This is a genomic window from Nakamurella sp., from assembly GCF_048594475.1.
Taxonomy (GTDB): domain Bacteria; phylum Actinomycetota; class Actinomycetes; order Mycobacteriales; family Nakamurellaceae; genus Nakamurella.
This window is the reverse complement of record NZ_JBMDXT010000292.1, coordinates 1-14,194: the sequence shown is the minus strand read 5'-3', so window position 1 is coordinate 14,194 and position 14,194 is coordinate 1. Positions and strand designations below refer to the sequence as shown.

At 74.3% G+C, this 14,194-nt stretch carries 13 protein-coding genes; 5 read left to right on the top strand and 8 right to left on the bottom strand.

All coding sequences use genetic code 11. The features are described from left to right. Positions 1-154: 154 nt before the first annotated feature. Positions 155-1,498: a glycosyltransferase family 4 protein gene (locus ACOJUF_RS13535; RefSeq protein WP_420122364.1), complete on the bottom strand. Its 1,344-nt coding sequence runs from the start codon at positions 1,496-1,498 to the stop codon at positions 155-157. 55 nt (positions 1,499-1,553) lie between these two features. Beyond that, complete coding sequence (locus ACOJUF_RS13530; RefSeq protein ID WP_420122363.1) at positions 1,554-2,984, bottom strand: oligosaccharide flippase family protein; 1,431 nt, start codon at positions 2,982-2,984, stop codon at positions 1,554-1,556. Between the two features lie 389 nt (positions 2,985-3,373). Here ACOJUF_RS13530 and ACOJUF_RS13525 point away from each other — a divergent pair, with 389 nt between their 5' ends. From ACOJUF_RS13525 to ACOJUF_RS13510, 4 genes are read left to right on the top strand one after another with little or no spacing between them, the layout of a single operon-like run. After that, a complete protein-coding gene (locus tag ACOJUF_RS13525; RefSeq protein WP_420122362.1) occupies positions 3,374-4,546 on the top strand; it encodes a glycosyltransferase family 4 protein in 1,173 nt (390 codons plus the stop codon). Further along, positions 4,543-5,802 (top strand): glycosyltransferase family 4 protein, encoded by a 1,260-nt coding sequence (locus ACOJUF_RS13520; protein WP_420122361.1) that lies wholly within the window; start codon positions 4,543-4,545, stop codon positions 5,800-5,802. Before ACOJUF_RS13525 ends, ACOJUF_RS13520 begins: the two co-directional genes overlap by 4 nt. Next, the gene (locus tag ACOJUF_RS13515) at positions 5,799-6,707 is read left to right on the top strand and encodes a hypothetical protein (protein WP_420122360.1); all 909 of its coding nucleotides are present in this window, start codon (positions 5,799-5,801) and stop codon (positions 6,705-6,707) included. Before ACOJUF_RS13520 ends, ACOJUF_RS13515 begins: the two co-directional genes overlap by 4 nt. Continuing rightward, entirely contained in the window at positions 6,697-7,998 is a 1,302-nt protein-coding gene (locus tag ACOJUF_RS13510; RefSeq protein ID WP_420122359.1) for a glycosyltransferase family 4 protein, read from the top strand. Before ACOJUF_RS13515 ends, ACOJUF_RS13510 begins: the two co-directional genes overlap by 11 nt. A 104-nt stretch (positions 7,999-8,102) precedes the next feature. Here ACOJUF_RS13510 and ACOJUF_RS13505 read toward each other — a convergent pair whose 3' ends face one another. From ACOJUF_RS13505 to ACOJUF_RS13480, 6 genes are all read right to left on the bottom strand, one after another. Further along, positions 8,103-9,206 carry a hypothetical protein gene (locus tag ACOJUF_RS13505; RefSeq protein ID WP_420122358.1) on the bottom strand — a complete coding sequence of 368 codons (1,104 nt, stop codon included), beginning with the start codon at positions 9,204-9,206 and terminating at the stop codon, positions 8,103-8,105. A 122-nt stretch (positions 9,207-9,328) separates the two neighbouring features. Further along, positions 9,329-10,318 (bottom strand): hypothetical protein, encoded by a 990-nt coding sequence (locus tag ACOJUF_RS13500; RefSeq protein WP_420122357.1) that lies wholly within the window; start codon positions 10,316-10,318, stop codon positions 9,329-9,331. Positions 10,319-10,543: 225 nt separating this feature from the next. Beyond that, a complete protein-coding gene (locus ACOJUF_RS13495) occupies positions 10,544-10,933 on the bottom strand; it encodes a DUF3817 domain-containing protein (protein ID WP_420122356.1) in 390 nt (129 codons plus the stop codon). Further along, positions 10,911-11,462 carry a hypothetical protein gene (locus ACOJUF_RS13490; RefSeq protein ID WP_420122355.1) on the bottom strand — a complete coding sequence of 184 codons (552 nt, stop codon included), beginning with the start codon at positions 11,460-11,462 and terminating at the stop codon, positions 10,911-10,913. Before ACOJUF_RS13490 ends, ACOJUF_RS13495 begins: the two co-directional genes overlap by 23 nt. A gap of 49 nt (positions 11,463-11,511) precedes the next feature. Further along, on the bottom strand, positions 11,512-12,192 hold the full coding sequence (cofC, locus tag ACOJUF_RS13485; RefSeq protein WP_420122354.1) for a 2-phospho-L-lactate guanylyltransferase: 681 nt from the start codon (positions 12,190-12,192) through the stop codon (positions 11,512-11,514). Positions 12,193-12,492: 300 nt separating this feature from the next. Then, positions 12,493-13,386 (bottom strand): polyphosphate kinase 2 family protein, encoded by an 894-nt coding sequence (locus ACOJUF_RS13480; protein ID WP_420122353.1) that lies wholly within the window; start codon positions 13,384-13,386, stop codon positions 12,493-12,495. 98 nt (positions 13,387-13,484) lie between these two features. Here ACOJUF_RS13480 and ACOJUF_RS13475 point away from each other — a divergent pair. Beyond that, positions 13,485-14,194, top strand: a 710-nt coding sequence (locus ACOJUF_RS13475) for an aminotransferase class III-fold pyridoxal phosphate-dependent enzyme (protein WP_420122352.1), incomplete at its 3' end; no start/stop codon positions are given.

Below are 14,194 nucleotides of genomic sequence, written 5' to 3'. Positions count from 1 at the left end.
GATGACCCCGTTGATGTTCGACACGTCCAGCGCGACCAGCGTCAGCAGGGACACCCGGGGAAACCGGATGGCCAGCACGACGAAGGCCAGCAGCACGACGGCGCCGCCCACCAGCAGCAGGTCCTTCATCGCCGGCCCCGGGCCGCCCGGCGCGTCATCGGCGGGCCGATGCGGGGGCGGGTCGCAGGCCGAACGCGGTGTCGTAGGCCGGCCCGACGACGGCCGGCGAGAACGTGCGCTCCCAGCTGCCGCGGGCGGCTGCGGCGAGCCCCCGGTTGACCGCCGGGTCCGCGGCCCGGGCCAGCAGCCCGGGCAGGTCCGCCGGGTCCGCCGCGACCAGGGCACCGTCCGGCTCGCCGACCGGCAGCCCCAGCACCCCGGCCCGGGTCGCCACCACCGGCAGCCCGCGGGCCAGCGCCTCGAGCACCTTGATCTTGGTCCCGCTGCCCACGCGCAGCGGCGACAGCAGGGCCGCGCACGACCCCAGCACCTCGTCCAGGTCGTCGACCCAGCCCAGCGCGCGCACCCGGGCGCCCCAGGCCGCGGCCTCGGCCGGCAGGTTGGCCGACCCCCGGCCGACCACCAGCAGGCGGAAGTCGGGCACCGCAGCCAGCACCTGCTCGCGGAACGTGCCCAGGAACCAGGTCAGGCCGTCGCGGTTCGGCGCGAAGTCCAGACCGCCGAGGAAGACGAAGACCGGCCCGCCGGCCCAGCGCCGCTCGCGCACGGCCGGTTCGGGCAGCAACGGCAGCAGGGTGCCGACGGTGGGGTCGCCGGTGCGCTCGCGCAGCTCGGCCGCCTCCTGCGCGTTGACCAGGTAGGTCGCGTCGAACTCGGCGGGCGCCCGTTCCTCGGACCGGGCGGTCAGCGTGCGTTCCAATTGCAGCAGCCGCCGGAAGACCGATCGGCGCCCGACCACCTTCGCCGCGGCGCCGGGCAGCAGCTTGCCGAACTCCCCCAGCGGGTCGGCGACCTTCGCCCCCCGCCCGCCCGCGGCGTCCTGGTCCAGCCGCTCCAGCATGCTGGCGTACCGCTTGGAGAACAGGTCGTCGGCGTACAGCACCCGGGGCTTGCGGCCCAGCCGACGGGCGTATTGCCCGGTGCGCATGGTGTCCCAGATCTGCAGATCGGCCCGCACCTCGGCCAGGGTCTCGGCCAGGGCGGCGAGGGTGGCGTCCGACCACAGGGCCGCCTCCTGCAGCGAGGAGTGCGCCGGGCCGAGCACCCGGCCCGCGACCGCGGCCAGCTGGTCGGCGGCCGACGGCTTGGCGATGACGTGCCGCCGGTAGGGCACCGGCGGGCGGTCGATCCCGGCCCGCCCGATCAGGACGACGTGCACCTGGTCCGGGCCGAGCCGGGCGCAGAGATGGTCGAGCATCCCGCCGAGCACGACCTGCTTGCCGAACGAGCGGGGCTCGGTCTCGGTCGCGGTGATCAGCACGACCCGGCCGGTCGTCCGGGACGCACCGGCCAGGTCCGGCGTCTGGGTGGCGGTCATGGATGCCTCCTGGTGGACGGGACGGGAACCGGCGGGCGCCCACGCGGTGCGGGCGTCATCCGGCGCCGACCCGGCGCCGGCGGAGCAGGGCGATGGTGTCGGTCACCGTCGTCCGGGCGAACACCAGGCCGGCCCCCAGCGCCGCCACCGCGCAGGCCAACGCGACGACGACCAGGGTCACGAACCGGCCGTCGGGCAGGAACGAGCGGACCAGCAGGCCGACCCCTCCGGTCACCGCGGCGATGGCCACGGCCGGCGCGACCGCGCCGAGCAGCCGCGGCCACGCAGTGCCGTGCGCGTAGCGGACCAGGGCCAGCCGGGCGACGCAGTAGACCAGGTTGAAGACCAGCAGCGCGGCGGCCACCGCCACCAGGCCGTGGTCGGCCGCCACCACGAAGCCCGCGATCAGCAGGACGGTGGCCGGAATGTCAAGGGCCACCAGCGTTCCCGGCCGTCCGGTGGCGGTGAAGACGTCACCGCTGGCCCAGCCGACCGCCATCAGACCCAGGGCGAGCGAGATGAAGACCATCGGCGTGATCGCCGGCGCCCACTGGGCGGAGAACAGCACCGGGACGGCCTCGGGGGCCAGGACGGCCAGCGTGACGCCGGCGGTGAGCCCGTAGATGGACAGCAGCCGGGTGGCCCGGAGCATGCCCGAGGTCAGCACGTCCTCGCTGATCACCCGGGCCTTGGAGTACGTCGAGAGGGCGACCGCGGAGAAGATCCACAGCACGTTCTCGATGACCAGCTCGGGCAGCTTGTAGGCCATCCCGTAATAGCCCAGCGCGGTGGTGCCGATCATCGCGCCGACGACCAGGTAGTCGGCCGACGCCCGCACCGAGCCCAGCACCCGGATGACGGTGACCAGGCCACCGAACCGCAGCAGGTCGGGCGCCAGGTGCCAGTGCGCGCGCAGCGCCGGCCGGATCGGCACCAGGATCCACAGCAGCAGCATCGCCACCAGCTCGCCGCCGACGATGCCGGCCGCGATGCTGAACGCGCCGCCGACCGTCAGCGCCAGCGGCACCGAGATGCACACGCGCACCGCGGCTCGGGTCAGGTCGATCGCCGTCCGCCGCTTGAACTGCAGGTCGCGCTTAAGCACCGCGTCGCTGACCTGGCCCGCTCCGCGGAACAGCGGGTAGAGGAACAGCAGCGCGAAGACGTTCGCCTGCGCGTCGGCGTCGAACACGGCGGCGATCCACGGCGACGCGGCGATCCCGGCCAGGCTGATGACCGCGCTGATGCCCAGGTTGATGGTCATCGCCATCCGGGTGGCGGCGGTGATGCCCTGCTCCTGCCGGGCGACCACGGCCGCGCCGACGCCGAGATCCAGGGCGGCGTCGAGCATCGCGATGATGGTCACCGCGGCGGTGACCACCCCGAAGTCCTCGGGGGTGAGCAGCCGGGCCAGCAGCAGGGTCAGACCGAGGATGACGATCCGGTTCGACCCCCAGGCCAGGGTGGTCCACAGGAACCCGCCCACCGAACGGCGGGCCAGCGCGCCGGTCGCGTCGGTGTCGACCCGCTCGTCGAGATCCGGCTCGGGCGGGACATCGGTCCGCAGGTCCCGCCGGGGGTCATCGTTGTCGACCGGAGAAATGACGATTCCCCTTTCGGGACCGGATCAGCCCCGCGGAGGTGCACGACCGCCGGACCGCCACGCCGGGTGAGCATTCGAGCGCTCAATCGCTCGAATACCCACCTTCGAGGGACAGATTCTTCACTACGTGTCTCATGTCTCGCCTTTTCGGTCTTGAGTATAGTCTGATCGGGTGTAGCAGACAGGGTGTGGGTTTCGTTCCGCGGACGATCTGAGCGGGCTGGATCGGTCCGGATCCGTCTCGATCCGGGCCGGGCGCGTCGATGGAGGAGATGAGCGTGCGGGTACTCACGGTGGTGGACGCCCTGAAACTCGGCGGCGCGGAGACGCTGATCGCGCAACTCGGCCGGGTCAGCGCCGACGCCGGCATCGACCTGTCCGTGCTGAGCCTGCACGGCCGGTCCCCCGAGCGGTCCAAGCTGGAGCCGCTGCTGCGGGAGTCCGGGGTCGAGCCGGAGTACCTGGGGGTGAAGCGGACCCTGGACGTGGCCGGCTACCGCCGCCTGGTCGCGCTGCTGCGGCGGACCCGGCCGGACGTCGTGCACGCCCATCTGGAGATGTCGATGACGATGGCCATCCCGGCGGCCCGGCGGGCGGGCATCCCGGTGGTCGGCACCTTCCATCACGTCCACCGCCCGTTGTCGGGACGGGCCTCGGGCCGCGAGCGGCTGGCCGTGGAGATCGCCACCCGCAGCGACGCCGCGATCTTCGTCTCGCAGGCCTCGCTGGACTCCTTCGCCGAGCGGTACCGCCGCGGCCGGCCCGTACCGGCGTCGTGGACGGTGGTGCACAACGGCATCGACCTGGACTACTTCACTCCCCCTCCGGGCGGCGGGACCGCCCCGCTGCCCGCCGATCTCGGCGTCGACCGGGACGACGGGCCGGTCGTGACGATCCTGGCCGCGCTGCGCGACTTCAAGGGCATCACCCACGCGATCGACGCGTGGCCCGCGGTCCTGGCCCGGCAACCGGCCGCCCGGCTGCTGCTCGTCGGCTCCGGCGAGCAGGAACCCGCCCTGCGGGCCCAGGTGGACCGGCTCGGGCTCGCCGAGACGGTGATCTTCGCCGGCATGCGCTCGGACATCCCGGACGTGCTGCGCGGGTCCGACCTGACGGTGCTGCCGTCGATCTACGGCGAGAACCTGCCGACCGTGCTGATGGAGGCGGGCGGGTGCGGCCGGCCGGTGGTCGCCAGCGACGTCGGCGGGATCGCCGACATCGTCGCCGACGGTCAGACCGGCCTGCTGGTGCCGCCGGGCGACGCGGCCGGCCTTGCCGCGGCCATCCTGCGCCTGCTGGACGATCCCGATCTGCGCGAGCGGATGGGCCGGGCCGGCCGCGCGCGGATGGAGCAACTGTTCGACGCCCGGCTCTGGGCCCGGTCGCTGTACGCGGTCTACCAGAAGGCGATCGACGCCCACGGCCGGGTCGCGGTGACGGCATGAGCCGGGCGGCCCGACCGGGCGCGGACGGGCGCCGACCGCTGGTGGTGGTCGTGGCCGAGGCGCGGCCGATGCGCGGCGGCATCGCCACCTTCGCCGAGACGATCACCGAAGATCCGATCCTGGCCAGGGATTTCGACGTCCAGCTGCTCAACACGGCCCGGGTCGCGACCCGCGAGGGTGGCCGGTTCAACCTGGACAACGTCCGGTTCGCGCTGGTCGACGCCTGGCACGTGTTCAAGGCGTCCCGCCACGCCGACATCGTGCACCTGCAGCTGGTCGCCGACCCCGGCCTGCCGTCGCTGCGCGCGGCGGCGCTGAACCTGGCCGCCGCGGCCGGCCGGGCCAAGCTCATCGCGCACGTGCACTCGGCGGTCGGCAATGCCGGTCGGCCCGAGTTCGCCGCCTACGGCCGGGTCGACCGGCTGGCCCTGCGCACGCTGGGTCTGGCCGACCTGGTCTGCACCGTCTCGACCGTCGGCACCGCCACCATGCGGTCGCTGGCCCCCGGCACCTGGGTCGAGACCGTCGACAACGCGGTCGATCTGGCCGATTTCCCGCCCGGCGACGCGGACGGCGAGCCGCCGACCGTGCTGTTCGTCGGGGTGATCTGCCGGCGCAAGGGGCTGTTCGAACGGGCCCGGGCGGCCCGGCGGCTGCGCGAGCGGGGTGTCCGGGACTGGCGGCTGGTGGTCGTCGGCGGCCAGGGACCGACCCCGCAGACCGAGTACGACGAGATCGTCGCCGAGTTCGATGCCGCCGGCCTGCGCGAGGCCATGGTCGGCCCGGAGTACGGCGACCAGATCAAGGCCCGGCTGGCGCAGGCCGACATCTTCACCCTCCCCTCGTTTCTCGAGGGCCAGCCGATCGCGATCATCGAGGCGATGGCCTCCGGGCTGCCCGTGGTCGGCACCTCGATCGGCGCGGTGCCCGACCTGATCCGGGACGGCGTCGAGGGCCGGGTCGTCGAACCCGGGGACGACGCCGCGCTGGCCGACGCGCTCGGCGAGGTGATCACCGACCGGGAGACCCGGCGGCGGATGTCCCGGGCGTCCCGGCTGCGGGCCGAGCAGGGCCACGGGCTGGACCGGCTCTCGGCCCGGCTCGCCGACCTCTATCGAGCCGTGCTGGCCGGCCGCCGGAGTGCCCCGGACGGGACGACCCCCGCCGCCGATCCCGGCGCCACCGCCGTCAGGGGCGGCGCCACCGCCGTCGGGAGCGGCGCCACCGACGGAACCGCCGCGGTCGGGCACCCATGACCGGGCGGGGCCGCTTCGCCCGGCGCGAGGTCCGGATCAGCGTGCTGGCCGGGGCGATCGCCGCGCTCCTGATCGTCGTCGCCGGCGCCGGGCTGGCCCTGACGTCCAAGCCCAAGTACACCGCCGAGTCCGTCCTGGTGGTGCTGCCCAGCGCCGCCCTGGACACCTCGGACTCGGCCGCCTACTACGAGACCCTCAGCCGCGGGCAGATCGTCGCCACGTTCGCCGAGGTGGCCGACAACCTGCGGTTCCAGGACCAGGCCGCGCAGAACCTGAACCTGAGCGCCGAGCAGAAGGCCGGCCTGTCCACGGCCGTGACAGTGGTACCGGACACCTCGGTGATCCTGGTCCGGACCACGGCCGGCTCGGCCGCCGTCGCCGAGCAGGTCGCCGATGCCACCACCACCCTGGCGACGGCCTACCTGGCCAACCTGTCCGAGCCCTACCGCACCGACCTGGTGCACGGTGCGGCCGGCACGGCCACCGCCGCCGGCACCTCGCCGATCGTGCTCCTGGCGCTGGCCGTCGTCGTCGCGCTGATCGTCGGGGTGGGCGTCCAGCAGGCCGTCTACCACCTGATGACGACCCTGCGGACCAGGCGGGAACGGCGGTCGGCGGAGCCGGCGGGCGACGCCGCGGAACCGGCGACCGAGCCGGACGCGCCCGCCGAGCCGGTCGCCGCTGCCGACCACCACGTCCCGGCCGGTGACCTCGGTGCCGGCCCGAGCGGTGAGCCGCGCGGGGGCGACCGGCCCGCGCGTCACCTCGCCGGACCGGAGAACGACCGGCCGGACGGCGACCCGGCCGGCCCCGGGGACGGCATCACGGACACCACCGCGGACACCACGGACGACCGCACCGAGAACAGCACCCGGGAGAGCATGGTGGGTCCGCATGGCCGTTGAGTCCGTTCCGCTCACCCCGCCCCTGGCCCCGGCCCCGACTCCGGCACCGACCGGGGCGCGCGGGCCGGCCGTGACCGCCGGCGCGGGTCCGGACGGCCCGCCGCTGACGATCGTGCTGGTCGAGTTCCTGCCCACCGGCGGGATGTTCCAGTTCACGTTCCTGTTCGGCGAGGCCCTGGCCCGGCAGGGGCACCGGGTGCTGCTGCTGACCGGTCCGGGTCCCGAGCTGCGCTCGGCCACCCCGGGTCTGGAGGTGGTCAGCCTGTTCCCGACGTGGGACCCCAACGTCGATCTGGGCGGCTCGTTCCTGCGGCGCAAGCTCCGGCGGGTCGGCCGGGCACTGCGGCTGGTCGAGTCGTGGCGGCGGGCCACCGGCCTGCTCCGCCGGCTGCAGCCCGATCTCGCCCAGTTCGGCGAGCTGCGGTACCCGTTGGACAGCGCCCTGTTCCTGCGGCTGGCCAAGCGCTGCCCCGGCGTCGCGCTGGTCGACGTCGCGCACAACCCGCTGCCCTACGACGTCAACGGCGGCTCGGACTCGGTGGAGAAGGGCGGCCGGCTGACCCGCCGGTTGCTCGACCGGGCCTACCGGGCCTGCGATCTGGTCCTCGTGCTCGGCGACGGCCCGCGGGCCACCCTGGAGTCCGCGTTCCCCGGGTTGACCCGGGTCGCCGTCTGCGGGCACGGCGACTACTCCGCGGTGCTCGCCGGAGATCAGACCCCACCGCCGTCCGCGGCGCCGCCGAACATCCTGTTCTTCGGGTCCTGGACCACCTACAAGAACCTGCCGCTGCTGCTCGACGCCTTCGCGCTGGTCCGGGCGACGCGGCCGGAGATCCGGCTGACCCTGGCCGGCCCGGTGATGCCGGACGTCGATCCGGCCGCGATCGGCCGGCGGGCGGCCGAGATCGGCAACGTCGACCTGCGCCCGGGGTACGTCCCGATGGAGGACGTCCCCGGCCTGTTCGCGGCGCACCGGGTGGTCATCTTCACCTACTCGACGGTCAACATCAGCGGCAGCGTGCACATGGCGTACACGTTCGGCCGGCCGGTCGTGGCCACCGACGTCGGGTCGATGAGCGACGCCGTCATCGACGGCGAGACCGGCCTGCTGACCGCGCCCGACCCGGCGGCCGTGGCCGCGGCGCTGATCCGGGTCCTCGACGATCCGGCCGCCGCCGACCGGATGGGCGCGCAGGCGGTGCAACGGGTCCACGACGCCGCCTCCTGGTCGGCCGTCGTGGACAAGGCGGTGCCGGCCTACCGGGACGCCGTCCAGGCCACCCGGACCTGACCGGCCGGTCCCGTCCCGGCCGGTCACGTCCCGGCCGGTCAGCCAATCCGTCCCGGCCGGTCGGCCTTCCCGTCGCGGCCGGCAGACCGACCCGTCGCGACCGATCAGCCGGTCGGGGCGAGCACCCGGAGCCGGTCCCACGGGATGTGCGGCATGCCGTAGTAGTCCCAGGCCAGGCCGGCCTGCGAGTACACCGCCCCCGGGGTGCTCGGGCTGGCGTCGGGGGCGACCTCGAACCCGATGGCCAGCGAGGTGTCGGCCCGGTCGATCAGGTAGCCGCCGTACTGCTGCAGCGCCCGGGCGACCGCGATCTCGCCCGGCGTGATGTCCGGGATCGCCGCGACGTCGATCGACGGGTCGAGCTGCAGGTGGGCACCCTCGGGAATGCAGTCGGCCCGGTCGGACTCGCCGTCGGTCTTGAGCGCGGGCGGGCGGAAGGTGCCGCTGCAGGCGGTGTCACTCTCCAGCACCAACGCGTGCGGGATGGCGCCGGCCCCGATCTCGGCGACCCGGATGACCCCACCGAGCCGGGACGCGCCGGCCCCGGTGGTGCCGCCGTCCCACCCCGACCCGGTCAGCGACGTGATCTCACCCCACCCGGTGGTCCACGTGCCGTCCGCCTCCGCCGCCTGGAAGTACTCGTCGGCGGTGCCGGCCGCGCGGTCGATGACCACCATCGCCCCGTCCCGCCCGGGGTTGGGCACGGCATCGTCCGGGATCGGGCGCGGGTTGCCGTCCATCGGGCAGACGCCCCACTCGGTGATCGTGCAGCGGACCGGGTGGCGCGGCGTGTCCGCGGTCGCCTCGTAGATCGGGATGCCAAACTCGACCAGGTTGGCGTGCCCGAGCCCGGCCCGGCTGATCCGGGCGACCATCGCCGCGCTGTCGGGATCCACCGCGGGGTCGCCGGCCACCGGCACGTTGAACGGGCTGGACGCCGCGAACGGCCGCTCGGCCGTCCCCGTCGGCGCCGGGCCCGGGGACGCACCCGAGGGCCCGACCGGACCCGTGACCGGCGCGTACGGCGCGGCCGACCCGGACGTGGCCGGATCGGCCGACGAGCCCGGACCGGCGGCCGACGCCGACGCCGACGACGCCGCCTCGGACGGTGCGGACGGCTGGTTCGCGGGCGAGGACGAGGCCGGATCCGCCGGACCCGGTGGTGACGAGCAGGCGGCCGCCAGCCCCACCGCGGCCAGCAGCGCCACCACTCGTCCCGCGCAGCGTCGCACGAGTCACCACCCCCGGTCCGCGGCGGACAGCACCCTGCCTCCGATCACTCAGAGTACCGCCGAACTACCCTCAGTAGCAGACGGGGTGGCGGGACGGCTCAGCCGTTCCAGGCCTGCAGGACGCGCAGGGCACCCCAGGGAATGTGCGGCATGCCGTCGTAGTCCCAGCCGAAGCCGGCCTGGGCGTACGCCGACCCGGGTCCGGCCGCGGTCGCGTCCGGCGCCACCTCGAAACTGACGGCCAGCGAGGTGCCGGCCCGGTCGACGAGGTAGGCGCCGTAGACCTGCAGCGCCCGGGCCACCGTGATCTCGCCCGGGGTGATGCCGGGGATCCGCGCGACGTCGATGGCCGGGTCGAGCTGCAGCCGGGCGCCCTCCGGGATGCAGTCCGGCCGGGTCGAGTCGCCGTCGGTCTTGAGGGCCGGCGCCCGCACGGTGCCGGCACAGACGTTGTCGGACTGCACCACCAGCGCGTGCGGGATGGTGCCGGCGTGGATCTCGGCCACCCGGACGACCCCGGCCAGCCGGGACGCGCCCGCACCGGTGCTGCCGCCGCCCCACCCGGAGCCGGTCAGCGGGTTGATCGCCCCCCAGCTGGTGGTCCAGCCGCCGGTCGCCGGGGCGGCCTGCCAGTACTCGTCGATCGTGCCGGCGGCCCGGTCGACGACCACCATCGCGCCGTCGCTGCCGCTGCTCGGCCGGGCGCTCGCGGGCATTGCCCGCGGCGCCGCGGCGAACGGGCAGGGCCCCCACGAGGTGATCGTGCACCGGACCGTGACCCGCGGGGTCGACGCGGACGCCTCGTAGATCGGGATGCCGAACTCGACCAGATTGGCGTAGCCCATCCCGTCCCGGGCGACCCGGGCCACCATCGCGGCGCTGTTCGGGTCGAGCGCAGGAGAACCGGCGATCGGCACGTTGAACGGGCTGGTGGCGGCGAACGGCCGCCAGGGGATCACCGTCGCCGGACCGGCCGCTCCGGCGGACGCCGCGACCGGCATCGCCGGCGCCGCGGCCGGGGACGGGGCGAGACCGGCGCCGGCCAGCGCGAGAGCGACCGACGCGAGAAGGGTGACGAGCCTGGGCACGACCGCGCCTCCTCCCCCGCCGCTGATGCATCCGTGACCCAGAGTATCGGATGTATTACTCCGTCACCCATCCCGAGTAGTGTGAAATTTCGCAGCGAGGTCTATCTCGCGCTCGGCCGGGCGAGCATGGACCGGGCCGGGCACCTCAGGTGGTCGCAGCGAGCGCCGCGGAGTCCGCAGGCCCGAGTAGAGGGCGGGGCCGGCGCCGGGGCGCCGGCCGTCCGGCTACATCCGGCCGCCGGCCAGGATCTTGCGCTGCACCTGCTTCTCGGCGACGAAGGAAACGAACGGGATGGTGCCGGCGACCAGCACCCAGAGCGTGCCCAGCGGCGACCAGCGGTCTTTGTAGGCCAGGTCGAAGGCCAGGATCACGTAGCCGACGAACAGCGCGCCGTGGATGGGACCCCAGATCACGACGAACTGCGGCAGGTCGAACAGGTACTTCAGCACCATCGCGGCGCACAGCAGCAACAGGCCCCAGCCGACGATGAACGCGGCGATCTTGTAACGCTTGAACGCGGCCATGACCTTGGCGGACTTGGGCCGCGCCGGCGGCGCGGCGGCGCCGGCCGCGGTCGGAGTGGCGGTGATGTCACCGGCGGGGTCGACGGGCACGGCGGCGGTCCTCCTCGGCCAGGGCGGCCAGCGCCTGGTTGTACGCGGTCAGTTCGGGATCGTCGGGATCCTCGACGTCCACGGTAGCGACGCTGAGCACGTAGCCGTCGCTGGGTCGCTGCCGGGCGGCGCGCTCGGCCCGGTCGGCCCCCGGGTCGGCCAGGTCGGCGTCGGCGCCCTCGGCGCGGTCGTCAACGCGGTCGTTGATGGCGCCGGCGCCCGCGGTCGCCGCCGGGCCGGACTCGACCGGCGGGTCGATCTCGGTCAGCAGTTCGGCCAGGTCACGGTCGGCCTGCTCGTCGTCCTCGGCCTGCTTGATCTTCTCCAGCTTGAGGAAGCGGATCCACATGTAGATGAAGGCCGCGGCGAACGCGGGCCAGAGCATCGAGTACCCGAGGTTCTGGGCGGTGCCGTCGCTCTCGTGTGCTCTTTCCCACTGCCACCACCCCAGCCGCAGGCACGTCAGGGCAGCCGCGAGTACCAGCACGTGCCCGAAGATCCACCCGGGCCGCAGGAAGCGACGGTCCACCCCCTGACGGTACCGCTCGCGGGGACCCGCGCGGTGCCGCGACGGCCGCTCAGCCGCCGGCGAACTCCGGTCCGACCGGCGCCGGCCAGGCCAGCAGCTTGAGCACCGCGCGGGTCCGCGGGCCGGTGACCGACCGCAGGTTGTCCACCCGGTCGACGTCCCGGCGCAGGCCGCTGCGGGCGGGCACGTCCAGCGGCACCGCCCCGCCGGCGACGTGCGCGGCGAAGGAGCCGGCGCCGTAGCGGGGGTCGAGCAGGTCGGCCGACCGGGCGGCCAGCAGCGTGGTGCCGGTGCCGGCCCGGTCGGCGACCACGCTGCGTGGGTGGGCGGCAGCCAGGTCCAGCGCGCCGGTCAGCTCGGCGGCGGTCAACGAGGGCAGGTCGGCCGGCAGCACCGCCACCGGGCCGGGCTCCGGGCCGAGGGCGGCCAGCCCGTCCCGGATCGCGGCGTTGAGCTCGTCGGTGTCGGTGACGAACAGCTCCACCCGCGGCACCCGGGCGAGCATCGCGCCGTCGCGGGAGTCCTCCAGGACGACCAGGACCCGGCCGACCGGCGTCGCGCCGACGGCCGCCGACACCGTGTCCTCGGCCATGATCAGGGCCAGCGTGCGCCGCATGGCCGGGTCGAGCCGGATCCGGCTCTTGGCCCGGGCCGAGGACTTGACCGGCACGATGACCGTCCACGGGCCGCGCCCGCTCTGCCCGTTCCCGGGCACCCGTCCCTGACTCACCGCGCCATTGTCGTCCGCGGCGGGCCGGGCCGGTCGCCGGGTCGGTCCCGGCGCCTCCCGACCCGCCGATCAGGCCGGACAGGCCGGTCGGGCCGACGGGCCGGCTCCACCGGCCGACCGGTCGGCCGGGTCGGTCGGGGTGGTCGTTCGGCATGGTCGGTCGGGGTGGTCGTTCGGCACGACCGTTCGGCTCGGTCGGTCGGCCTGGTCGGTCGGCCTGGTCGGCCGGGGTGACGGTCGGGGTGGTCGTCGGGCCTGGCGAGCCGGGCGGGTCCGCCGCCCGCGGCGCGGTGCCCGGGGTCAGCTGCCGCGGACCCGCCGCCGCTCCTGCGCGACGTCGAAGGCGGCGTCCGGGTAGCGCAGGTCGAGCGACTCGAACGCCTCCAGCAGCAGCGCGGCGACCGCCCAGTTGCGGTACCACTTGCGGTCGGCGGGGATGACGTACCAGGGCGCCGCGTCGGTGGAGCAGCGGCCGATCGCCGCCCCGTACGCCCGCTGGTAGGCATCCCAGTAGCCGCGCTCGTCGACGTCGCCCGGGTTGTACTTCCAGTACTTCGTCGGGTCGTCCAGCCGGGCCAGCAGCCGCTCGGTCTGCTCGGCCCTGGACACGTGCAGGAAGCACTTGACGATCGTGGTGTGGTCGTCGACCAGCCGGCGCTCGAAGTCGTTGATCTGCGCGTACCGGGCCGACCACACGGCCTCGGGCACCAGGTCGTGCACCCGCACGACCAGCACGTCCTCGTACTGCGACCGGTTGAAGACACCGAGCCGCCCCGGCCGCGGCACCTGCCGCTCGATCCGCCAGAGGAAGTCGTGGGCCAGCTCTTCCGCGGTCGGCTTCTTGAACGACACGAGGCTGATGCCGGCCGGGTCGACCAGGCCGACGACGTGGTTGATGACGCCGTCCTTGCCGGCGGTGTCCATGCCCTGCAGGACGAGCAGCACGCGACGCGGGTCGCCCGCCGTGCCCTGCGCGTAGAGCATCTCCTGCCGCACGGCCAGGCGTTCGCCCAGCTCGGTCAGCGCCGCCTCCGCCTCGTCCCGGGACTGCGGCCCGATCGGCATGGCGTCGGTGGCGATCGTCGTGATGTCGATGTCGATATCAAAGTCGCCGGTGCCGTCCCGGCCTCCGCTGTCCGGGGCGCGGAACGCGCGGCTCGGCGGCGGCTCGTCGTTCTTCTTGTTCTTGGCCACGCCCCTCACCGTCGCACGGACGGCGCCGCGCGGCCATACGCTGGGCTCCGGGCGCCGCGGGCGCCGGTCACCGAAGGGCCTAGGAAAGGGCACAGGCAATGACCGATCGCGACGGCACCGATCCGCAGACCTTCCTGGACCTGGACGACCGGTGGTGCGCGCACAACTACCACCCACTGCCGGTGGTCATCGCCGCCGCCGAGGGTGCCTGGGTGACCGACGTGGCCGGGCGGCGCTACCTGGACATGCTGGCCGGCTACTCGGCCCTGAACTTCGGGCACCGACACCCGGGACTGATCGCCGCCGCCGTCGAGCAGATCGGCCGGGTCACGCTGACGTCGCGGGCCTTCCACCACGACCAGCTCGGGCCGTTCTGCGCGGAGCTGGCCGAGCTGACCGGCACCGAGATGGTGCTGCCGATGAACTCGGGCGCCGAGGCGGTGGAGTCGGCGATCAAGGTCGCCCGCAAGTGGGCCTACGAGGTCAAGGGCGTGCCGCAGGACCGGGCGCAGATCGTCACCGCCGGCGGCAACTTCCACGGCCGCACCCTGACCATCGTCTCCTTCTCCGACGATCCGGACGCACGCGACCACTACGGCCCCTACACCCCCGGCTTCCTGACGGTGAAGTACGGCGACCTGTCGGCGATCGCCGAGTCGATCACCCCCGACACCGCGGCGGTGCTGCTCGAGCCGATCCAGGGCGAGGCGGGTGTCGTCGTGCCGCCGGAGGGCTACCTGGCCGGGGTGCGCGCGTTGTGCGACGAGCACGGGGTGCTGCTCATCGCCGACGAGATCCAGTCCGGGCT